This window comes from Streptomyces huasconensis (genome assembly GCF_021028635.1).
Taxonomy (GTDB): domain Bacteria; phylum Actinomycetota; class Actinomycetes; order Streptomycetales; family Streptomycetaceae; genus Streptomyces; species Streptomyces huasconensis.
The window spans coordinates 7,988,757-8,008,886 of sequence record NZ_CP086119.1 but is presented as its reverse complement, the minus strand read 5'-3'; the positions used below and the strand labels follow the sequence as shown (position 1 = coordinate 8,008,886).

Genomic DNA, 20,130 nt, shown 5'->3' with positions numbered 1-20,130 from the left:
AGTCCGGCTTCAGCCGGTGAGCAGGCATCTCGGGCAAGCAAGTACCTTTCGTCTCATGGCTGTTGACCAAGACGTCGAGGGAGTCGGGGGAGCCGAGAGAGCCAAGGAAGCCGCGAGAGCGGGGGCAGGCGTGCGGCTGCGGCCACCGCGCCACCCCCTGGACCGCCGTGCCGTCGCCTAGGCCGTGTATCGAAAGTGGATCTTGAGGTGTGAATGATCACGGTTCATGGGTCGGGGAGATCTCACGGGTGAACAGGGGACGGTGTTAGAGCCGTTGTTGCCTACGGGGGAGGAAGGCAGGGCGACCGCCCGTCTGGTCCCGGCGTCAGCTGATCGACGGCATACGGTTCCGAATCAGGACCGGTGTGCCGTGGCGGGACGTGCCCGTCCAGTACGGACCGTGGGGCCGGATCTACGACTTGTTCCGCCGCTGGCAGCGGGACGGCACCTGACACCGAGTCCTCACCCGGCTCCAGTCCCTGGCCGACGCCAAGGGCGTGATCACGTGGGACCTCAGCATCGACTCCACCGTGTGCCGCGCTCATCAGCATGCGGCCGGGGCACGCAAGCAGGGTGACCTGCAAAAGGAACCGCCGGGCGGTGTCTTCACCGAGCCCGGAGATCACGGACTGGGGCGCTCACGCGGCGGGTTCACCACCAAACTGCACCTGGCCGTCGAGCAGGGACAGAAGCCCATGTCGATCGTGATCACAGCCGGGCAGCGTGGGGACTCCCCGCAATTCGAGCCCGTGCTGGAGAAAATCCGGGTGCGTCGCGCCGGGGCCGGCAGACCCCGCACCCGACCGAACCGGGTGCGGGCCGACAAGGCGTACGCCTCCCTCAAGAACCGCGCCTACCTGCGTCGACGGGGTATCCGCTGCACCATCCCGGACAAGGCCGACCAGGCCCGCAACCGCAAGAAGCGCGGCTCCCGCGGCGGCCGGCCGCCGAAGTTCGACCCGGTCGATTACCGCGAGCGTCACGCAGTCGAGTGCGGAATCAATCGCCTCAAGAGGCACCGCGCCGTGGCCACGAGATACGACAAGCTGGCGGTCCGCTACGAGGCGGCCGTTCTTATCGCAGCCATCAACGAGTGACTATGATCGAAGTATTGGGAGTACACGCTGGGCGCTACGATGCGGGCCATGGAGTGTTTTGACGCCCGGCGTACACGTCGCTGAGGAGCCCGTCTCACCGCCGATTCTGTGGCAGGGGGCGGGCTGCACGATGTCCGTGTTCCGCCCCGGGTATCAAGCCCTCGGCCTGAGAGGCACACTTCCGTGCTCATCCGCGCATTCACCCAGCACGACCTGGCACCACTCACCGAACTGACCATCGACACGTTCCGGCCCTTCTATGAGGAATCCCTTCCGCCCCTTGATGGGCGAGGCCGTCTTCGCTGTTCAGCACGGCAGCTGGCGCGACGACTACCGCAAACAGGTCGCCGAGCTCCACTCTCCCAAACGGCACTCGCACGTCGCCATCGCCGAAGGAGAAGGCACCATCGCGGGTTACGTGGCGTGGAACGTCGTCCCGGACCGCAAGAAGGGTGAGGTCAAGGTCCTCGCCGTCTCGGCCCAGCATCGACGTCACCATGTGGGCACGGCACTGTGCGAGCACGCCTTCGACCAGATGCGGGCCTTCGGAGCCGAGGTCGTCGAGATCGGCACCGGAGGAGACCAGTTCCACGCACCGGCTCGAGCCCTCTACGAGTCGCTCGACTGCACTCGCCACCCACGCACCGTCTACTTCCGCCAACTCTGACACTCCCGGGCGGACGCCCTCGGGCGCCCGCCCGGTCGGCAGTCATCTACAGGTCCACTTCCGGAACAGGCCCTAGCCGGGCATCACCACACCTTCGGTTGTTTCTCGTAAGGCACGTATCGAACCTCGGTTCAGGAACCTAACGCCCGTAATCGCCCGGGGCCGATGCAGCCGCTGTCGCTCCTACACCGACTGCTTGCTATCCAGACGGCCGCCGCCACTGGGCTGCCGGCGACCATCTACCGGTGCCGACAGCCCAGTGGGCCCCCGCCGCGGGACGGCGGCTACGGGCGCTGCTTCACCCGGTCGACGATCCCCCAGTCCACTACGTGCGACAGCTGGATGTACTTCCTCTTCCCGGAAGCGGAGATGCGCTCGTCGCGGAAACCCAGGAATTCATACGACGACGGGGCGAAGATCAGGTACTTGTCTTCGGAGGACCCACGCCCGGTATGGGCGATCCCCACCCCGGTCCGCCCGGCGGAGTCCTTCACTCCCGGGATCGTCTTGACGCCGGGCACAACGGCCAGCGCCTCGTACGCCGCGGGCCGAAGCCCCTGGGGCAGCACCGGGTTCTTCAGGAGTTCGCCGAGCAGCCAGTAGGCCTCGTACCGTTCGATCTTGTCGAGATCGCTGACCGACCGGTCGTCGGTGCGGGAGCCCATGGAGATGATGGCCAAGATGAGCTGCTCCGGGTCATGGGGCAGCTTCTTCAGCTCGCTCCACTTCCGGGGTGGCCACACCCCGCCGCCCTTGCCCGCGGGCTCCTCCCACATCTCGCGGCCCAGCTCCATGGACAAGGAGGGCTTGGAGACGTCCACCGAGTCCCACATCTCGTCGGTGTAAGTCTTGACCTTGCCTGTCTTCTGCTCCGTCTCCTTGATGATCCGCTTGGAGTAGATGAACTGGTCGTCGCGCGGCGCCACCGGCTCCTTCTCCTGCTTGCGTTCCCACGCCGCCGCCCCGTTCAGCACCGTCGCGGCGGCGATCTCCACCCGCGGGGAGCTCGTGCCCGGTGCACTGCCCTCGCCGGAGCCGTCCGTGCCCATCAGCACCGCCGTCCCCGTTACGGCCGTGGCGACCACCGCGGCCGCCGCGAAGCGCAGTACATGGCGGCGACCGGGGCTGATGCCGGCGCGCTGGTCCGCGTGGGCCATGGCGTTGAGCAGCTGGTGCCGGGCCCGGTCCCGGGCCTGGCCGGTGAGCGGCGCCGCGTCCGCGTCCCACTCCCTCAGGAGTTCGAGTTCGTCATTCATGGTCGGATACCTCTCGCAGTGCCGTCGGATTGGTTCCGCCCAATGCTTCGCGCAGCTTGGTGCGAGCCCGGTGCAGCCGTGATCTCACCGTGCCCACGGGGACACCGAGGGCCTGGGCCGCCTCCTCGTAGCTGAGATCCCCCCAGGCCACCAGCAGAAGCACGTCCCGGTGCCGAGCGGGCAGCGCGGCCAGCGCCGCCGCCAACTCACGGCGTACGGCCCGCGCCACCACCCGGTCCGCAGCCCGGTCGGCCAGCGGCTCGTCGTGGTCGGCGGGGGCCGGGACCCGGGCCATGGCCTTGAACCGGCGCGCCTCGGCCCGCCGATGCCGACCGACCAAGTTGGTCGCTATGCCGAACAGCCAGGGCCGGGCGTCGGCGCCCGCACCGCGGGCCGGGTCGTAGCGGTGCCGCTGCTGGAACGCGGTGGTGAAGGTCTCCGCCACGAGGTCATCGGCGGCCTCGCCACCGAGGCGGCGGGCCGCGTAGCGGTGCACGGCGTCGGCGTGCCGGTCGAAGAGCGCGGCGAACGCCTCGGGCTCATCCCGGGACCGCGCGATCACGGAGGCGTCGCTCTCCGCATCGGCACGCGCGGTGCCGATGTCGACGCCTGGTCCGACGGTCATCGGGGCTCCTCTCGTCCAGGGGACGATGCTCGAATACGTGGGCTTTCACCTGTCCTTCGCCCATCGCGCCGAAGCGGTTCCATCAGACCCCCGCGACGACATCCTGCTCTGCGGCCCCACCCACATGCGCGGCCGTCTCTCTGGCCCCGAGCGGTGGGGGACGGCCAGGACTGCACCGCCGCCTGGGCTCTGCCGAGGTGGCCGCCGTGCGCCAGTTGACGCTGGAGGGTATACCTCGCGTCCGGTCCACAGCCTGGTGCAGCGGGCGCACGTAGCCCCCTCGCCTGCTTCACGGTTTGCCCCCCCGGCGTACACACGCCGAGTCCGTGTGCCGGATACCGGGGGCGCAGATGGAAGGTCAGAGAAAGGCTCTCAGTAGCGCGGCAGCGGCCACGAAGGTGACGCCGACCAGAATGAAGTTCACTGCACGTCGCAACATCTGGAACTTCAAGTTGACCCCGCGTGACAAGAAAACAATCGTTTCCGCTCGCCTCTCCACATCCAGATGGGCCCGTAACTCGTCGACGTCCATCGTCCTCCAGCGAGACCAGCCCAACGAGGTGCCGGCTCGGTCGACAGGGTTGGGGCGAACGGCGACGAGCAGAGTGAGAGTGGCGAGCAGGAGAAAGACTGCACCGGCCGCTCCCAGGACCAGCACAGCAACGGGTTGTTCGCTGTCGAGGCTCGTCGTGGCGAAGCCGAGGCCGACGCTGTTGATGGCCAGGAGAATGCTCGCCTTCGTCTCGCCGCGGGTGAGTTCACTCGCAGCCGTTCTGAGGGCGTAGTCCAGGTTCTCGGACAAAAGGTTCGAAGTATCACGCTGTGGCTGGCTCATGTGCACTCCGTCTGTTGTGCCGAAGACACCTGCAACTGGCAGCGCGGTTCCGCTGGTCGGGCCGCCTCCCGCACGCCGGTTGGTCTCACGCCGAGTATCTGCGCGTACGCCGGCCGATGCCCGGAGTGCGCGAGAACCGGCGGGGTCAGGAGGCCGGCGGCGGCTCGCGGACTGCGGGCGGGCGCGATAGTGCCCGAAGGGCGCGGCCCTTGGTGCGCGCGAGCCAGGCGTCGACGTTGGTCTGGACGGACCCACCGGCGCGCGGCGCGAGTTCGTCGCGGCGGCTTCGTCACCGTCGCGGGGCCCGGTCTGCGTCAGCGTGTCCAGCATCGTCCCGCTGCGCACCGCCGCGCCGCCGACGGGCATCGCCTACGACCTACGCGCCGGACACCGGCGACATCGTTTGACCGAACTCCCCGCCGATGCTGCGCTCCCGCTACGCGAGCTCCGCCGGGGCCGTGGAGTCGTCGGCCAGTCCACCAGTGGGGTCATATGAGCTGATGAACGGGATCGGTGGAAGCAGTCCGGTTGACACATGTAAGCATCTGATTTGTCACACACGCTCATTCCGCAGTCCTTCTGTCACTACAAGCGGAGATCGCATGGTCCGCGGCCCTCCGTGGCGGTTCCATGGTTCATGGCCGCTATACGAGCCGGGTTGGGCGTGTGTCCCCACACGGTCAGGTAGAGGCACCCATTGGGCAGGCCCGGAATCGTCGGGTCGGAGCAGACAGGTGAGGACATTGCGAATCGAGGCCGCCAAGCGTGTGGAACTGGTCTTCTCTCTCTTCGACGCCAACGGCAACGGAGTCATCGACTCCGGTGATTTCGATCTCATGACGGACCGTGTTCTGGAGGCGGCGACCGCGTCGGACGACGACGCCAAGGCCGCCATCCGTGCCGCGTTCCGTCGCTACTGGACGACACTGGCCACTGAACTGGATGCCAACGGCGACGGTGTGATCACCGTGGACGAGTTCCGTCCGTTCGTGCTCGACCCCGAGCGTTTCGGGCCTACGATCACCGAGTTCGCGCAGGCACTCTCCGCCCTCGGCGATCCCGACGGGGACGGCCTGATCGAGCGCCCCCTCTTCGTGTCGCTGATGACGGCGATCGGCTTCGAGGAGGCGAACATCCACGCGCTCTTCGACGCCTTCGAGCCGGACGCCCAGGACCGCATCACCGTGGCCACGTGGGCCGCCGGCATCGAGGACTACTACGCGCCGGACATGGCCGGGATTCCCGGTGACCGACTGGTGGCCGCCCAGGCCGTCTGACACGGCCCGTCCACGGCCTCGCCAGGCGGAGGCGGCAACCGCTCCACCGCACCCGGGTTCCGACCGCACCCGAGTTGCCGCCTCCATCGGGGCACGTCTTTCCGGGCGGGGCTTGCGACGGGCCCCGTCATGGCCGCGGGCCCCGTCATGGCCGGGGCCTGTGTGCGAACACCCACCGGTTGCCCTCCAGCGCGTCGTTCGGTTCGGGGAGGGGGCCACGTCCGTGGAGGCGGGTGAAGTCGAAGGGCGTGTGCATGGCGGTGGACCAGCCCTTGGCCTTCAAGTCTCCAGCGGAGTCGGGACGTGGCCCCTTGTCGAAGAGGTGGAGCAGGTCGATGCCGATCCGCTCTCGCGTCGCCGTGTAGATCGCGCTGTCGCGGTACGCCAGCAGGTCCTTCTCCAGCTTGGCCTCGAAGGCCAGAGCACTCCCGGCGGTGGTCAGCCTGTCCACCGTGTGGATGAGGTACGTCTCGGCAGGGCCCGGCAGATAGAAGAGCAGCCCCTCGGCCAGCCACACGCTCGGCACGGCCGGATCGAAGCCGGAGGTGGTCAACGCACCGACCCAGTCCGCGCGCAGGTCGACCGGTACGGGGACACGTGTCACCTTCGGGGCGGCTGACACGTCCGTGAGCACCTGCTGTTTGAAGGCCAACACGCCCGCCCTGTCGATCTCGAAGACGACGCAGTCGGACGGCAGGTCCAGCCGAAAGGCACGGGTGTCCAACCCCGCTCCCAGCAGGACGACTTGGCGGGCGCCAGTACCGACCGACCGGAGGAGGAAGTCGTCGAGGGTCCTCGTCCGCAGACCGAAGTAGCGGGCGAACCGGCCCCACAGCGGGTCGGCGTCCCCGTCCGGAACCTGCTCGATGCGCACCGGCCAGTGCTCGCAGGCGGGGGCCGCGCGCACGAAGTGTTCCGCGTGGACGTCCTGGGCCAGGCTGTCGTGGCGGTATGTCTCGATCGCCCGTGCCGCGGCGACCAGGAGGGCGGTCAGGCCCACACCTCCGTTCACACCGTCCACGTCTGTGTGCTGCGACGCCGTGTCGCTCATGCTTCCTCCGTCGGCGGGGGTGGTGGGGACGCGAGGTGTGCACTCGTGTGTGTACTCGTGTGCGCACTCGTCGGATGGGGTGCGTCCTTGATGCCGTGTGCCTCGCTCATCGGTTCACCCTCTCCGGGAGCAGGACGGGTTTGACCACCCGGCCCGCGTCGCAGTCGCGTTCGGCCTCATTGATGCCGGCCAGCGGGTAGGTGTGGAGCAGCTGGTCGAAGGGGAAGAGGCCGGCCTGCCACAGTCGGATCAGCCGGGGTATCAGCACTGCGGGTACGGCGTCCCCCTCGCAGATGTGACGGATGCTGCGGCCCCGGTCGAGTGCGCCCGGTTCGAGGGACAGGGGGGTGTGCAGGCGTGCCACCAGGCCGAGGATGCCGGTGGGGCGCAGGGCTTGGAGCGCCGCGTTGATGAGGGGCGGCGCGGCCGTGGTGTCCAGGGCGTACTGGGCGCCACCATCGGTCAGGCGCCGGATACATCCGGGCAGATCGGCTGAGCCGGCGTGGAGCGGGGTCGCGCCGAACCGTTCGGCCAGGGCGAGCCGCTCGGGATGCCGGTCGACGGCAATGGCCGGTACTCCGGCGGCGGTGGCCGCCATCACCGCGGCCAGGCCCACGGCTCCGGCGCCGAGCACCGTCAGGTGGTCCCCGGGGCCCGCGCCGAAGGAGTTCAGCACGGCTCCGGCACCGGTGAGGAAGCCGCAGCCGAGGGGCCCGAGCAGTTCGAGCGGCAGTGCGGGGTCCACCCGTACGGCATTGCGCGCCGGGACAAGCGCGTATGCGGCGAACGAGGACTGGCCGAACCAGCGGGGGGCCAGTGCTTTGCCGGTCGCGTCGGTGAGCCGCGGCGGCTTCTCGTCGCGTTCTCCGAGGAGGTTGAGGGAGGCGAAGGAGTCGCAGTAGGCGGGAGCCCCGCTGCGGCAGTTCCGGCAGTGCCCGCAGGAGTCGAAGCTCAGCACGACGTGGTCACCTACATCGACCGCGGTGTCAGGGCCGCCGCCGGTCCCCACCACGACTCCGGCACCCTCGTGGCCGAGGACAGCCGGCAGGGGGCTGCGGCCGGCGGGTCGCCGGACCGCGAGATCGGTCCGGCACATCCCGGTGCCCGCGATCTCCACCAGGATCTCGCCGACGGCGGGCTCGGTCTGCAGGCCCACCTCCTCGATCGTGAACGGGCCCTCGTACGAGCGCAGTACGGCCGCCTGGAACTTCATGGTCACGCCCTTCGCAGGTGGTGGACGGCGAGCGGCCGCAGGTCGCCGCCGTACGTCCCCCTCGGTCCGCCCGCCATGCCGGCACCGCTGCCTTCGGCGCCTGCGGTGCAGAGCTGGGCGAAGGACAGTTCGGCGCGGTGGTTGGTCCAGGCCGTGCCGCATCCGCGCCGGTCGGCCACCGCCTCGGCCCGGGCGGGTTGGTGTCCCAGCCCCCACAGGGAGCCACCCAGTCCGAAGCCGGCTCCGTTGGCGGCGTCGACGACTTCGTCGAGGCTCCCGTACGGCAGGACCGGCAGGACCGGCCCGAACTGCTCCTCGATCACCAGCTGGGGTGACCTTGTTGACCGGCCCCCCAGCAGGGTGTCCGGGGCGAGGCCGGGCCCGACCGGCTGCTCGTCGAGGGCTTCCGCATAGACCTCTCCGGTGGCCGGGTCGACAGCGGGGAGACGTCCGGCCCGGCGTCCGGGCACGCGATGGGGCTCGCGAGTCGGCATGCCGGTGATCAACTCACGGCGGTGACGCCGGCCGCATGCTCCTGGGCGTGTCGGTCCATCTCCGCGCGGAAGCCGGCCACCAAATGCGGCTGAATCCTGCCGGTGTTCCGGTCGCCGCCCTCACAGACCGCTCCGCGTACCCCGACGATGTCCGTGCCGATCCGGGTCAACGGGCCGATATCGGCCTGCTTGATGCTCCCCGCGAGGGCGGCGAGCAAGCCGGCGGCGTGAGCCAGCCGGACGAACTCGGCGCACGCGTCCGGCGATACGTGGTCGAAGAGCCGCGTCCCGTCCTTGATCGCGGTGTCGAGCATGGCTACGTCGGCACCGGCGCGGGCGGCGATGTCGGGGAGAGCGAGCGGGTTGACACAGCCGATCCGGTGGGCGTCGGCGTAACCGGAGGCCACGACGAGCGCCTCCGGGCAGTGGTCCTTCACCGCCCGAACGACCGCGCGCATGACGTCGATGCCCTGATCGGGCGTCGTGCATCCGTAGAGACCGACCTTGATGTACGTGGCGCCGGAGACGACCGCGCCGAGCGCGGCCTGCGCAACGGTGCCCGGCTTGTACGGAACGTCGCCCACGGTGGCGGACACCGGCTTGTCCGCCGGTATCGCGTCGCGGATCTCCCGGATGACCCAGGGGAAGTTCGCCCCGAGAGAGCCCTCATCAGGCTTCTTGACGTCGACGATGTCGAGATGTTCCGCCGCTTTCGCACAGTCGAGAGCCTCCTCGACACCGTCCGGGGAGATGAGAAGCAACACCCAGAACTCCTTTCGCCGTCGGCCCGCGTACCGGCCGAGGGACCGGGGGACGCGGGTCGTCACCGGGTTCATGTGCAGTGTGCTCATCATTTCCGTCACTCATGGGAACCGGGAGGGCGCACAGAGTGCCCATTGGGCGCTTGCGCTCGCGTATGGTGCGCCGTGCATAGCGGAGCAAACAGGCCCCTTTGGCGATGTTTCGTCCGGCTGGTGAACCCCTCGAGGCGTGTTACAGCGTGGGCGGATGCCCTGCCCCCCACCCACATGGGCCCGGTGAACCCTATGGACGGGGGCCGCGCCAGTCCAGGCACAGCACGGTGGCGTCGTCTGCGACATCGCCGTCGCAGGCGTCGGAGACTGCGGCGACCATGGCCCGCACAGCCTCACGAGGGTGCTCGAGGGCGGTGTCCCGGATGAGGCCGGGCAGATCGACGATTCCTGCCTGACGGTCCTGCATGCCGTCGGTGTAGAGCACGAGACGGTCACCGGGGCGCAGGTCGATGTCCTGCACCTGGTAGGGGCCCTGACCGGGGACCCCGAAGGGGAGGTTGATGTGCGGCTTGATCTCCTCGACCGTGCCGTCGCGCAACCGCAGGGGCCATGAGTGACCGGCGTTGACGAACTGGGCGCCGCACCCGTCCAGGGCGATGCGCAGGAGCTGGCCGGTGGCGAAGGTCCGGCGGCTGTGGTCGAGGAGGGCCTGGCGGGCCTGTTCGGCGAGTCCGGCGCCGGCGCGGCGGGCGCCGCGGGAGGCGTTGACCAGGAGGGTGGCGATGAGGGAGGCGTCGACGTCGTGGCCCATGGCATCGGTGATGGACAGATGCAGGGTGTCCTCATCCAGGCTGTAGTCATAGGTGTCGCCGGCAATGTCGGAGGCCGGCACCAGCGCTCCGGCGAGAGCGAACTCGTCGGCCTCGCACGACGGCGCGGAGGGCAGGAGCTGGCGCTGGATTTCCGCGGCCAGGGTGACGGTGGCGGTGCGGTTGCCCCAGTGGTAGAGATCGGTGAAGCGACGGTCGGTGACGATGATGTACGCGAGCGCGTGCGCGGCCTCTTCGACCTGCTCCAGCACGTCCTGTGTGACGTAGGTGAGGTAGAGCTCCAGGACGCCGATGGCGTCGCCGCGGTTGGTGACCGGGGCGAGCACGCGCTGCCCTTGCGCATCCTGCGGTGCCAGCATCACCTTCTGGGTGCGCAGGACCTCGTCATAGACGCTGCCGTCCAGAGGGACCTGATCCGCGCCGCGTTCCTCTCGCGTCGTCTTCTCCTCGTTGACCCGCAGCAGGCGTCGGCCGACGACGTCGACGAACAGGAATGAGACGTAACGCGCGCCGAACCGTGTGCGCAGATTGTGCGCCACGACATCCAGAGAACGTACCGGCGCGGCATCCTCCGCCGCTGCCAGTACCTCGGCCAGTCCCATTCGATCACGCTGCACAACAGCCTCCTCACGTTGTACACCTCCTTCCCCCTGATGCTTTGGGCATCACAGCCGCCGAGCATGCTGCAGCTTCGACGTAGCGTTACGCGAGAGAGGAACAGGTCCCTTAGCCCATGCGTGGTCGATCTTCAGCTGCTCGGTGGGCGGCTGGAGGTGTCGGTGTGGGACATCGCCCCGGTTCCCATGGCGGCCAGGGCAGCCGAGTCATCGCGGGCCGGTAGGCCTGAGGCGACCGCCCGCAGCACGGTGGGAAGTTGATCCCCTCCCCTCCAGCGGACCCGGCAACAAAACGCAGATACGGGGTAGTTGGGATTCCTGTGCCGGTCAGGCCGGAGGGGCCTGTCCGTTGAGGAAGAACGGGGTGCTCTGATGAGTCTTGCTGTCTCGACCACGACGACGGCGCGCGGAAACAGCATGGACGGGCCGGCTGACTGGGCCCTGGTGATCGGGATTCTCGTGCTCTATCTGGCGGTCGGTCTCGTGTTGGAGTATCGGACGAAGCGGCGCCGAGGTGCGGATAAGCCGGTGAAGGCGGCGGCGAGAGGGCTGTTCGCGGAGCGGCAAGGTGGTGTCGGCGCCGCCCCAGGGCAGTACTTCGTCAGCCGCATGGTGATGCTGGTGGGCGGGTTGGCGGCGGGCCTGGCCGGCTACCTCACGCGAAGCGCGCCAACCCTCGTGCAGGCCCTGGTGGTGGGCGTGGTGGCGGCTGTCGGGATCTTCGCGTGGGCATACTTCGACTTCCGCACGGAGCCACGAGAGGGGTCGTGACCCGCAATTTCGCTGTGCCCCCGCGCCGGTAGGCGCCGCCGCGGAATCGACGGCGCGACACGTCGAGCGGTGCCGTCCGGGCGGGGCGTCATGTCACAGCCTCGGCGGATCGCGAGCTCCAGAGCGCGCTCAACCAGCTGGAAATCCATGCCGCTCAGGACGGCCCCACTCCCCCGGCTCTTCGTCATGCCCAGGCGAGGCGTGTACGTACGGCTACCTCATGAGGCGGTACCTCAGGAGGCGCGACTTCGCGTCCGAGGGGGATACGCCGAGCCCCTGCCCGAGCACCTCGTCCGAGAGACCGTCGTTCTCCGCATACCGCGCGGCCACAGGGGCCACCTGCTTGACCAGGGTCTCCAGGATGGCGACGACCTTGAGGGCAGCGAGCGGCGTCTCATCGGTGAGGCGCGTCAGTCGGTCGTCCAGCTGTTCCAGGAGTGCGACCATCTCGGTGGGCAGCGGGACCGTACTGGCGTCGACATCGGCGATGTGCTGGTGCCAGGCCTCGCGCGGCCCGGTCGAGGGAAACACCTCGGTGAACCTGCCGATGGCGTCCCAGTTGATGTCGTACTCATCCACTCCGCGCCACCCGCAGGAGCAGGCGCCTCGTCCTCGTGCGGCCTGCGGGCGGTTCAGGATGCCGTTGTAGGCCCACCACTCGCGTGTCTCATGGAAGTTGGCGCTGCTACCGGGATCGAGGTAGGCGGGCTCGGGTTCGGTGCCGTCGTTGAGGACAGCGCCGACGTACCCTTCGTGCGCGGCCCCGTACTGATCAGTCGTCCACATGGCCCCTCCGGTACTGGTCCGAGGGTTCCACCATGTCGAATTGTCCGGCAGCCTGCGGCCCAAACGGCAGAGAATCCCCTCCCCCTCTGTCCGAGCAAATCCGGACGGTCGCGAGCATCAGTGGCGCGGCCAAGCAGTTTCGCGCTGTCGGCTTCATGTCAACGGTGTCGCGGTCCGCAGAATTCTGCTTCGATGACCGCTTGCTTGAGTGTGTGGTCGCCCCAATCGCTGTTCTGGTTGAGAGTGATGACGTGCTCGCCGTCAGCGGTGGCCGCCGTCCGGGTCGCGGAGCCGAAGGTGTCGCCTGAGTGCCCCCATACCTCCACGCCGCAGGTTTCGAGCGTCTGCGACCTGATCCCGAGGCCGTACGACCTGCCGCCCCCAAGGTCACGGACTGTGAACATCTCTTTCTGCTGGGCCGGGGGAAGCAACTCGCCACGCAGGAGTGCGCGCATGAAGACGTTCAGGTCGCGGGCGGTCGAGATGATTTCGCCCGATGCCCCGGAGACCGAGGGGTTGAAATCGGTGACATCGTAAATTCGGGCGGCGGGGCCGTCCACGAACAGCTTGGAGTGATTCCGCCCATGCGGGCCGGGGACTGACGACGACGTGCCGGGGAGCGTCGTCCCCCGCAGGCCGAGGGGCTTGATGATGCGCCGCTCCACTTCCAAGGCGTAGCTGTTGCCGGTGGCCTTCTCGATGACCATGCCGGCCAGGATGTAGTTGGTGTTGGAGTACTCCCACTGCTCACCGGGATCGAAGCGCGGCCGATGGGCGAGCGCGACCCGCACCAGCTCCTCCGGCGTGGCCCCCTCGTATCGGTGGGCGAAGAACGCCTCACCGGTGAATTTGGCGCGGAGTCCGGAATCCTTGATGTAGTCATGGAGCCCGCTGGTCTGCTGGAGCAGCTGACGCAGGGTGATCCGGCGTCCGTCGTTGCCGTTGCCGCGCACCAGGCCGGGCAGCCACTTGTCCACCGTGTCGTCGATCGCCAGGCCGTACTCGGGCTCTGCGGCGAGCTGCAGCAGGACCGTGGCGATGAAGGGCTTCATCAGGCTGCCGGCGCGGAACCGGTCCTGCGGCAGGCGGGGGCGGCCGGTGCGCAGATCCGCTACGCCGGAAGTCCCGTGCCAGCTCTCGTGTGCGCGGTCGACCCGGGCCATGGCTCCGGGGGTCCCCGCACGAGTGATCGCCTGGAGGGTGTCCTGCGTCGCGGAGTGAGTGGGATGGCGTGAGGCGGTAGGTGGTGCAGCGGTAGCCGGGACGGCGGCTGTCACGGCGACCGCTCCCGCCAGTAGCAGGGCGACCAGAGTGCGGGGTAAGGCGTACGTGGCCATGAAGGGCTCTCCCTCTCTCACCGGACGTGGCATACGGGAGGACGCCCTGACCGCCGTTGCGAGTTGATCCCCTGCAGTGGTTGTCGACGCATCGCGGCTTCGCCGCCCCGAGCCGGAGGAACTGCCTGCGGAGGTGTGACCCGGCAGTTCGAAGCCGGCGGCCTGCCGGGCCGTCTAGCGCAGGGCCTCGCGCAGCGCCTGGTTGAAACGCTCGGCTTGGTCCTGCTGGGACATGTGGCCGGCGCCTTCGATGACCGTCAGCCGGGCGTCGGGGATCAGGCTCGCGCACTCACGGGAAATGCCGAGCGGTACCTCGGTGTCCAGTTCGCCGTGCAGGAACGTGGTGGGCACGCGCACCCGGCCCAGGCGGCCGCGCGGATCGTAGGTGGCCTGGTCGACGAGGAGTTGGTCGATGAGGAAGGTCGAATCCAGGAGCTGCCGTATCGTCCAGTCGATCATCGGGGCGCCGACGCCGGGGCGGTACCACTGCGGGACGAGGTCGGCGAGCGTTCCCGCTCGGCCGGCGCGCAGGTCCGCCAGCAGCTTGTCCATCGCGTTCTGCATGCCCGAGAAATGGTGGATGCCGGCGTCGACGGGAACGATGGCACCGATCTTGTCCGGAGCGGCCAGGGCGGTCTCGATGGTGAACGCCCCGGCGATCGACGACCCGATCAGCACAGGCTCGTCCAGTGCCAGGGCGTCGAGGAACTCCAGGATGTCGTGGGTGATCTCGGCGATGGTGTAGCCGGTGGCGGGCCGGTCGGAGCGGCCGCAGCCTCGCCAGTCGACGGTGATCACGCGGTGGTCGGCCATCAGGTCCGCGGCCTGGGCGTCCCACACCCGGCCGCTGGTGCCCCAGCCGTGCAGGAACACCAGGGGGCGGCCGGTGCCGTGGTCCTCGTAGTGGAGCCGGGCGCCGTTGACGGTCGCACAGGTCATCTTCTCGTCCTTCCCTCAGCGGTCCCGCCTCGCGGGGCCGCTCTCGCCGAACTGCGCTGACGTGGGCAATTCCAGCGGAGCGGTCCGTGACGACCAAGGAGTGATCCGCTCCTAGACTGATCACGAACCGTGATGGATGAGAGGTGCCCGTGGAACTGCGTCAGGTGCGCTACTTCGTGGGCGTGGCCGAGGAACTGCACTTCGGACGTGCCGCCGAGCGGTTGCACATCGTGCAGCCGACCGTCAGCCAGCAGGTCCGCCGGCTGGAGCGCGAGTTCGGGCTGGATCTGTTCGACCGCACCACCCGCACGGTGACCCTGACCGCGGCGGGGCGGGCCTTCCTGCCGCATGCCCGCGCCCTCCTGAGGGCCGAGCGCGCGGCGACCGAGGCGATGGCCGGGCTGCGCACCGAACAGGAATCGACCCTGCGCCTCGGCACCCACGTCGGGCTGGGCACCCGCCTGGACGCCTTGTTGACGGCCCTGGCCGAACGGGCTCCCCAACTCGTGGTCGACCTGGTCAGCGTGTCCTCGGCGACCCGGCTCCAGCAGGTCCGCGAAGGGGAGCTGGACGCCGCCTTCATCCGCGGAGTCGAGCACAGCCCGGACCTGGAGCTACTCCCCCTGTGGCGCGACGTCCTTGTGGCCGCCCTGCCCTCGCGGCACCCCCTGGCAGCACAGCGGGAGGTCGCTCTCGCCGACCTGGCCGACCTGCCCCTGCGGCTCGCGCCCCGGGAAGCCAACCCGCATCTGGCCGATATCGTCGTCGGCGCCTGCCGGACAGCCGGGTTCGAACCCGTCATGGGCCCCGCCTTCACCACCGATCAGGACACCCTGGCCGCCATCGCCTCCGGCAGGCCGAGCTGGACGGTCTATTACGAGGCCCAAGCCCAGATACAGCCGGCTCCCCGCGTCACCTTCCGGCCCTTCGCCGAACCCGCCCCGGCCGTACGGACCTGCCTGGCCGTACGCTCGGGCCCCCCGTCCCACCGGCTGACCGCGCTACTGGACGCCTGCAATGAAGTGGAGAGGTGTGGAGTGGACCACCCGAGGCACCCGTAGGGCTCACCCGTCAGCACACCCTCGCAGCTCTCACCGCGCCCCTTCCATTCCCCGAAGCCCCCGCCCCGAGGCCCGGTGACAGATATATAGGCTGATCACGTGGCACCTACCGAAGACTCGACGGACGAGAGCGGCACCGCGACGGACCTGCAGTCGTTCGCGGTTCAGTTGCGCCGTATGAACGGCGAGCTCAACCGCGTGGTGCACGCCTTCGCGGCCGGTCAGAACCTGCACGCCACCGATGTGCAGGCCCTGAGCGCCATCCTGGACGCCGACGAGCCGATGACCCCGGGGCGGCTGCGGACACATCTGGGGCTGACCTCGGGCGCCGTCACCGCGTGCCTGGACCGGCTCGAACGCGCCGGGCACATCCGGCGCTCCCGGGAGAGCCAGGACCGCAGGGTCGTTCATCTGCACTACGAGAACAGCGCCCGTTCCGCGGCCCGCGCCTTTTTCCAGCCGCTCGCGGTCGCCACGGAGAGCGCCCGGGCCCTCTTCGACACCGAGGAACTGACCGTTGTCATGCGGTTTCTGACGGCGCTCAACGAGGAACTCTCGGACGTACGCCGCCCTCCGTCCCCCTGAAGCCGAGCCGACCGCCCCACAGGGGCGGCCGCCACCACCCGAACCCCGAACTCACCCCGTATTTGATTCAATCATTGAGATAGTTCTTGGTTGAGTTACCTTGAGGAGCTACATGTCCGCCGGTGCACGTATCGCCCGCTGGCTCGTCCCCGTCGTCCTCCTCGCCGCCTGGCTGGGCATCGGCGGAGTGCTCGGTCCTTACGCAGGGAAGCTCGGAGAGGTCGCCACCAACGACCAGGCCGCCTTCCTCTCGCAGAACGCGGAATCGACCCAGGTCATCAATGCGCAACGCGCCTTCGACCAGAAGGAGACCCTGCCCGCCGTCGTCGTGTGGACCGCCGACGACGAGCGGGCACAACGTCTGACCGCCGCACAGAAGGAGGCGGCTTCCCGGTCCCTGCGCTCGCTGGACGGCTCCCCCGGCACGACGGGCCGCGCCTCGCCGGCCCTGGCCGCCGAGGACGGCCGCGCGCTGCAGGGCGTCGTGCAGCTACGGCCTGATCTCGGGGACGAGCTGCCCAAGGCCCTGGAGCGGATCGAGAAGGCGGCGGCGAAGGTCCCCGGCACCACCGCGCGGCTGGCGGGCCCGGCGGCCGGCCAGGCCGACCTGTCCGACGCCTTCGCCGGGATCGACGGCATCCTCCTGGGCGTCGCCCTGGTCACCGTCCTGCTGATCCTGCTGCTCGTCTACCGCAGTCTGCTGCTGCCCTTCGTCATCATCGTCGGCGCGGTGTTCGCGCTCGGACTGGCCTGCGCGATCGTCTACGCGCTGGCCGACCATGACGTCGTACGCGTCGACGGGCAGGTGCAGGGCATCCTGTCCATCCTCGTCATCGGCGCCGCCACCGACTACGCGCTGCTGCTCACAGCCCGGTTCCGCGAGGAACTGGCGCTCGACGGCGACCGGGTGGCCGCCATGCGCTCGGCGCTGCGCCGCTCGACCGGGCCGATCGTCGCCAGTGGCGCGACGGTTGCCCTCGGCCTGCTCGCCCTGCTGCTCAGCGACCTGGCGAACAACCGGGCGCTCGGCCCGGTCGGCGCCATCGGCATCGCCTGTGCCGTCCTGAGCGCGCTGACCTTCCTGCCTGCGGCGCTGCTGCTGCTCGGGCGGGCCGCGTACTGGCCCGCCAGGCCCCGTGCCGCGCGGGAGGGCACGGCCGGGCACGGCGTGTGGCGCAGGGTGGCGAGGACCGTGGACCGGGCGCCGCGCAAGGTCTGGGCATGGACGCTCGCCGCACTGTGCGTGTGCGCCGCGTTCGCGCCGAACCTGCATTCCAAGGGCGTCCCGCTGGACGAGATCTTCGTCAACGACGCGCCCTCCGTGGCGGCGCAGAAGACCCTGGGCGAGCACTTCCCCGGCGGCTCCGGAAACCCGGCCGTCGTCATCGTCGACGCCTCGCGGCTCGACCGGGTCACCGCGGCGGTGAAGGAGACGGACGGTGTGGCCGAGGCCGCGGCCGTGACCAGGTCCGGCCGCCCCGGTGCGGGCGAACCCCTCGTGGTCGACGGCCGCGTACGCCTCGACGTCACATTGAAGGACCCCACCGACAGCGACGCCGCCAAGGAGACCGTGGTGCGGCTGCGCGACGCGGTCCACGGGGTGAACGGCGCCGACGGCCTCGTCGGCGGCTACACCGCCCAGCGGTACGACACCCAACAGGCCGCGGAGCACGACCGCGTGCTGATCATGCCGGTGGTCCTCGCGATCATCCTCGTCATCCTCGTCGGCCTGCTGCGCTCGCTCCTCATGCCGCTGCTCCTGGTCGCGACGGTCGCCCTCAACTTCGTCGCCACCCTGGGGGTGTCCTCACTGGTCTTCCGGCACGTGTTCGGCTTCAGCGGCACCGATGCCTCCGTACCGCTCTACGGCTTCGTCTTCCTCGTGGCCCTCGGCGTGGACTACAACATCTTCCTGATGTCGCGGGTCCGCGAGGAGTCCGTACGCCACGGCACGCGTGAGGGAGTCCTGCGCGGGCTGACGGCGACCGGGGGTGTCATCACCTCGGCCGGTGTCGTCCTGGCCGCGACGTTCGCCGCCCTGGGCGTCATCCCCCTCGCGTTCCTCCTCCAGATCGCCTTCATCGTCGCTTTCGGCGTCCTCCTCGACACCCTGGTCGTACGCTCGCTCCTCGTCCCCGCGCTGGTCCGCGACATCGGCGACCGGGCGTGGTGGCCCGGGCGCGTCTGAGAGCACCCGGCCCCGCGCGCCCGGGTGGCCGCTCCCCACCTGGAGCTTCCGTCGCGTCAGTTGCAGCGCGGCCGCCCGAGCGCTGTCGGTTCGCTGGTCTGTCAGAGCGGTTCCTGATAGGTACGGTGCGTGCCGAACGGACACATGTACGTGACCGCGTATCCCCGAGTCCCCGAGTGTCGGAGGTCCCTCATGGGCAAGCGCTTCACACGGCAGCACCTCGGCCCCGTGGCCCTGATCGCCCTGATGGTCACCGCGCTGCTCGGTGTGGGCCTGGCCCCGGCCACTTCAGGGGAAGCGGAAAGCAGGCGCGTCGGCACCGGTTCCGGCGCCGTCACAGGGGCCACGTCCGGCCGCGGATCCCCAACCGCCCCCGCTGCCGCCGATATACCCCGCCTCACCGACGCCCGCGGCCGCACACTCACCCTGCGCGGCTGGAACGTCGAGGACAAGATCCACCGCGGCCCGGACGCCCTCAGCGCGATCACCGAGCGGCACTTCGCCGACTTGCGGGCCCACGGCTTCAACTTCGCCCGCCTACTGGTCTTCTGGGACGACCTGGAGCCGCGGCGCGGGCGTTACAGCGAGGCGTACCTGCGCAAGATCGGACGCATTCTCGACTGGGCGCACGAGTACGGGGTTCACGTCGTCATCGACGCCCACCAGGACGTGTTCGGGCCCGCGTTCGGCCACCGCGGAATCCCGGCGTGGGCGACGCGGACCGACGGGCTGCCGTTCACCCCGCACCCCGACGACTGGTTCGCCGAGTACTTCGAACCGGCCGTCCAGCGGGCCTTCACCCATCTTTACGAGGACGCGGACCTGCGACGCGCGCAGGCCCGCATGTGGCGCCTGCTGGCGGACCGCTTCGGCGGGCACCCCGCGGTGTTCGGCTACGACCTGATCAACGAGCCGATGGGTGAGCTGCGCGCGGGCGAGGACCTGGCGAGTGCCGCACGCCGCATCGAGGCGACGCAGCTGACCCCGATGTACCGCCGCCTCGCCGCCGCCATCCGCACGCGGGACCGCTCGAACCACCTGTTCATCGAGCCGACCCCGATCGTCGGCGAAGGCGTCCCCACCGGCCTGGGCCGCGTTCCTGACGAACGCGTCGTCTATGCCCCGCACTTCTACAACACCGCGATGGAGGCGGGCGCCGACTACGACCCGGCGGCCGGGTGGATCACGGCGTACGAGAACGCCGTCACCGCCTATCCGCGCGAGCACTCGGTTCCCGTCGTGGTGGGCGAGTGGGGCCCGCTGAACAGCGGCCTGCCGAACATGCGCCGCTTCCACGACGACGCGCTCGCCTCCTTCACCCGCTACTCCTCGGGCTGGGCGGCCTACGTCTGGTGCTACGGCGGCGGCTACTGCGCCCTCGACCGCGACGGCCGCTTCCGTACGAACAAGGAACGCACCGCCACGCCGTACGCCCCGGCGGTCGCGGGCACCGTACGCACCGACACCCATGACCCGGCCGACGCCACGTACCGCCTCGCCTACCGGTCGGCTCGCCGCCCCGGCACCACCGTGCTGTCCCTGCCGCCGAGCACCACCGGCTGGCGGATCGAGGTGTCGGGCCGCACGGCACACCCCAGCGCCCGGAGTGTGCCGCCCGGGCAGGCACGGCAGGTGCGTGTGTGGGCTTCCGGCGGGGCGGAGGTGGAAGTGATGGTGCGGCCGGGCTCCGGCCGCCGGGGCTGAGGCCCGGGGGCGTTCCGGGCCATCGTCGGACCGGGCGGTGGC

19 protein-coding genes and 1 pseudogene are annotated in these 20,130 nt (G+C 69.6%); 9 read left to right on the top strand and 11 right to left on the bottom strand.

Going from position 1 to position 20,130, the window contains the following annotated elements:
• The first annotated feature begins 55 nt into the window (after nt 1-55).
• From J2N69_RS36475 to J2N69_RS35595, 3 genes and pseudogenes are all read left to right on the top strand, one after another.
• A complete protein-coding gene (locus tag J2N69_RS36475) occupies nt 56-181 on the top strand; it encodes a hypothetical protein (protein ID WP_269075658.1) in 126 nt (41 codons plus the stop codon).
• A 45-nt stretch (nt 182-226) separates the two neighbouring features.
• Nucleotides 227-1,097: pseudogene (locus tag J2N69_RS35600) on the top strand (IS5 family transposase).
• Between the two features lie 259 nt (nt 1,098-1,356).
• Nucleotides 1,357-1,764 (top strand): GNAT family N-acetyltransferase, encoded by a 408-nt coding sequence (locus J2N69_RS35595; protein WP_230904418.1) that lies wholly within the window; start codon nt 1,357-1,359, stop codon nt 1,762-1,764.
• Nucleotides 1,765-2,048: 284 nt separating this feature from the next.
• Here J2N69_RS35595 and J2N69_RS35590 read toward each other — a convergent pair whose 3' ends face one another.
• The 3 genes from J2N69_RS35590 to J2N69_RS35580 all read right to left on the bottom strand — a co-directional run bounded on the left by J2N69_RS35590 (nt 2,049) and on the right by J2N69_RS35580 (nt 4,480).
• Nucleotides 2,049-3,020, bottom strand: a complete 972-nt coding sequence (locus tag J2N69_RS35590) for a CU044_5270 family protein (RefSeq protein ID WP_230904417.1) — start codon at nt 3,018-3,020, stop codon at nt 2,049-2,051.
• On the bottom strand, nt 3,013-3,645 hold the full coding sequence (locus J2N69_RS35585; protein ID WP_230904416.1) for an RNA polymerase sigma factor: 633 nt from the start codon (nt 3,643-3,645) through the stop codon (nt 3,013-3,015). The genes J2N69_RS35590 and J2N69_RS35585 overlap by 8 nt, the downstream gene beginning before the upstream one ends.
• A 358-nt stretch (nt 3,646-4,003) precedes the next feature.
• Nucleotides 4,004-4,480, bottom strand: coding sequence for a Pycsar system effector family protein (locus tag J2N69_RS35580; RefSeq protein ID WP_230904415.1), 477 nt, complete (start codon nt 4,478-4,480; stop codon nt 4,004-4,006).
• 743 nt (nt 4,481-5,223) lie between these two features.
• Here J2N69_RS35580 and J2N69_RS35575 point away from each other — a divergent pair.
• On the top strand, nt 5,224-5,757 hold the full coding sequence (locus J2N69_RS35575; RefSeq protein ID WP_230905013.1) for an EF-hand domain-containing protein: 534 nt from the start codon (nt 5,224-5,226) through the stop codon (nt 5,755-5,757).
• A 145-nt stretch (nt 5,758-5,902) separates the two neighbouring features.
• Here the strand turns inward: J2N69_RS35575 and J2N69_RS35570 are convergent, their stop codons facing one another.
• The 5 genes from J2N69_RS35570 to J2N69_RS35550 form a co-directional block, all read right to left on the bottom strand.
• The gene (locus J2N69_RS35570; RefSeq protein WP_230904414.1) at nt 5,903-6,808 is read right to left on the bottom strand and encodes an SAM-dependent methyltransferase; all 906 of its coding nucleotides are present in this window, start codon (nt 6,806-6,808) and stop codon (nt 5,903-5,905) included.
• A 106-nt stretch (nt 6,809-6,914) separates the two neighbouring features.
• Nucleotides 6,915-8,021, bottom strand: coding sequence for an alcohol dehydrogenase catalytic domain-containing protein (locus J2N69_RS35565; protein ID WP_230904413.1), 1,107 nt, complete (start codon nt 8,019-8,021; stop codon nt 6,915-6,917).
• Nucleotides 8,022-8,023: 2 nt separating this feature from the next.
• Nucleotides 8,024-8,491, bottom strand: coding sequence for an aldehyde dehydrogenase family protein (locus J2N69_RS35560; RefSeq protein ID WP_408056859.1), 468 nt, complete (start codon nt 8,489-8,491; stop codon nt 8,024-8,026).
• Between the two features lie 32 nt (nt 8,492-8,523).
• Nucleotides 8,524-9,279, bottom strand: a complete 756-nt coding sequence (locus tag J2N69_RS35555; RefSeq protein ID WP_230905012.1) for a (5-formylfuran-3-yl)methyl phosphate synthase — start codon at nt 9,277-9,279, stop codon at nt 8,524-8,526.
• Between the two features lie 280 nt (nt 9,280-9,559).
• A complete protein-coding gene (locus tag J2N69_RS35550; protein WP_230904412.1) occupies nt 9,560-10,717 on the bottom strand; it encodes a PP2C family protein-serine/threonine phosphatase in 1,158 nt (385 codons plus the stop codon).
• Between the two features lie 372 nt (nt 10,718-11,089).
• Between J2N69_RS35550 and J2N69_RS35545 the strand changes: the two genes are divergently transcribed.
• Nucleotides 11,090-11,488 carry a hypothetical protein gene (locus J2N69_RS35545; RefSeq protein WP_230904411.1) on the top strand — a complete coding sequence of 133 codons (399 nt, stop codon included), beginning with the start codon at nt 11,090-11,092 and terminating at the stop codon, nt 11,486-11,488.
• Nucleotides 11,489-11,701: 213 nt separating this feature from the next.
• Here the strand turns inward: J2N69_RS35545 and J2N69_RS35540 are convergent, their stop codons facing one another.
• The 3 genes from J2N69_RS35540 to J2N69_RS35530 all read right to left on the bottom strand — a co-directional run bounded on the left by J2N69_RS35540 (nt 11,702) and on the right by J2N69_RS35530 (nt 14,550).
• Nucleotides 11,702-12,274, bottom strand: a complete 573-nt coding sequence (locus J2N69_RS35540) for a hypothetical protein (protein WP_230904410.1) — start codon at nt 12,272-12,274, stop codon at nt 11,702-11,704.
• Nucleotides 12,275-12,432: 158 nt separating this feature from the next.
• Nucleotides 12,433-13,611, bottom strand: coding sequence for a serine hydrolase domain-containing protein (locus tag J2N69_RS35535; protein WP_269075657.1), 1,179 nt, complete (start codon nt 13,609-13,611; stop codon nt 12,433-12,435).
• Nucleotides 13,612-13,785: 174 nt separating this feature from the next.
• Entirely contained in the window at nt 13,786-14,550 is a 765-nt protein-coding gene (locus J2N69_RS35530) for an alpha/beta fold hydrolase (protein WP_230904408.1), read from the bottom strand.
• A 149-nt stretch (nt 14,551-14,699) separates the two neighbouring features.
• On the opposite strand from J2N69_RS35530, the gene J2N69_RS35525 reads away from it, so the two are divergent.
• The 4 genes from J2N69_RS35525 to J2N69_RS35510 all read left to right on the top strand — a co-directional run bounded on the left by J2N69_RS35525 (nt 14,700) and on the right by J2N69_RS35510 (nt 20,088).
• On the top strand, nt 14,700-15,611 hold the full coding sequence (locus tag J2N69_RS35525; RefSeq protein WP_230904407.1) for a LysR family transcriptional regulator: 912 nt from the start codon (nt 14,700-14,702) through the stop codon (nt 15,609-15,611).
• Between the two features lie 99 nt (nt 15,612-15,710).
• Nucleotides 15,711-16,196 carry a MarR family winged helix-turn-helix transcriptional regulator gene (locus tag J2N69_RS35520; RefSeq protein ID WP_230904406.1) on the top strand — a complete coding sequence of 162 codons (486 nt, stop codon included), beginning with the start codon at nt 15,711-15,713 and terminating at the stop codon, nt 16,194-16,196.
• Nucleotides 16,197-16,308: 112 nt separating this feature from the next.
• Nucleotides 16,309-18,384, top strand: coding sequence for an MMPL family transporter (locus J2N69_RS35515; protein ID WP_230904405.1), 2,076 nt, complete (start codon nt 16,309-16,311; stop codon nt 18,382-18,384).
• Nucleotides 18,385-18,576: 192 nt separating this feature from the next.
• On the top strand, nt 18,577-20,088 hold the full coding sequence (locus J2N69_RS35510) for a glycoside hydrolase family 5 protein (RefSeq protein ID WP_230904404.1): 1,512 nt from the start codon (nt 18,577-18,579) through the stop codon (nt 20,086-20,088).
• Nucleotides 20,089-20,130 lie beyond the last annotated feature (42 nt).

Coding starts and splice junctions, on each gene's coding strand:
- J2N69_RS36475 (WP_269075658.1), top strand. CDS start 56: ATGGCTGTTGACCAAGACGTCGAGGGAGTCGGGGGAGCCGAGAGAGCC.
- J2N69_RS35595 (WP_230904418.1), top strand. CDS start 1,357: ATGAGGAATCCCTTCCGCCCCTTGATGGGCGAGGCCGTCTTCGCTGTT.
- J2N69_RS35590 (WP_230904417.1), bottom strand. CDS start 3,020: ATGAATGACGAACTCGAACTCCTGAGGGAGTGGGACGCGGACGCGGCG.
- J2N69_RS35585 (WP_230904416.1), bottom strand. CDS start 3,645: ATGACCGTCGGACCAGGCGTCGACATCGGCACCGCGCGTGCCGATGCG.
- J2N69_RS35580 (WP_230904415.1), bottom strand. CDS start 4,480: ATGAGCCAGCCACAGCGTGATACTTCGAACCTTTTGTCCGAGAACCTG.
- J2N69_RS35570 (WP_230904414.1), bottom strand. CDS start 6,808: ATGAGCGACACGGCGTCGCAGCACACAGACGTGGACGGTGTGAACGGA.
- J2N69_RS35565 (WP_230904413.1), bottom strand. CDS start 8,021: ATGAAGTTCCAGGCGGCCGTACTGCGCTCGTACGAGGGCCCGTTCACG.
- J2N69_RS35545 (WP_230904411.1), top strand. CDS start 11,090: ATGAGTCTTGCTGTCTCGACCACGACGACGGCGCGCGGAAACAGCATG.
- J2N69_RS35540 (WP_230904410.1), bottom strand. CDS start 12,274: ATGTGGACGACTGATCAGTACGGGGCCGCGCACGAAGGGTACGTCGGC.
- J2N69_RS35535 (WP_269075657.1), bottom strand. CDS start 13,611: ATGGCCACGTACGCCTTACCCCGCACTCTGGTCGCCCTGCTACTGGCG.
- J2N69_RS35530 (WP_230904408.1), bottom strand. CDS start 14,550: ATGACCTGTGCGACCGTCAACGGCGCCCGGCTCCACTACGAGGACCAC.
- J2N69_RS35515 (WP_230904405.1), top strand. CDS start 16,309: ATGTCCGCCGGTGCACGTATCGCCCGCTGGCTCGTCCCCGTCGTCCTC.
- J2N69_RS35510 (WP_230904404.1), top strand. CDS start 18,577: ATGGGCAAGCGCTTCACACGGCAGCACCTCGGCCCCGTGGCCCTGATC.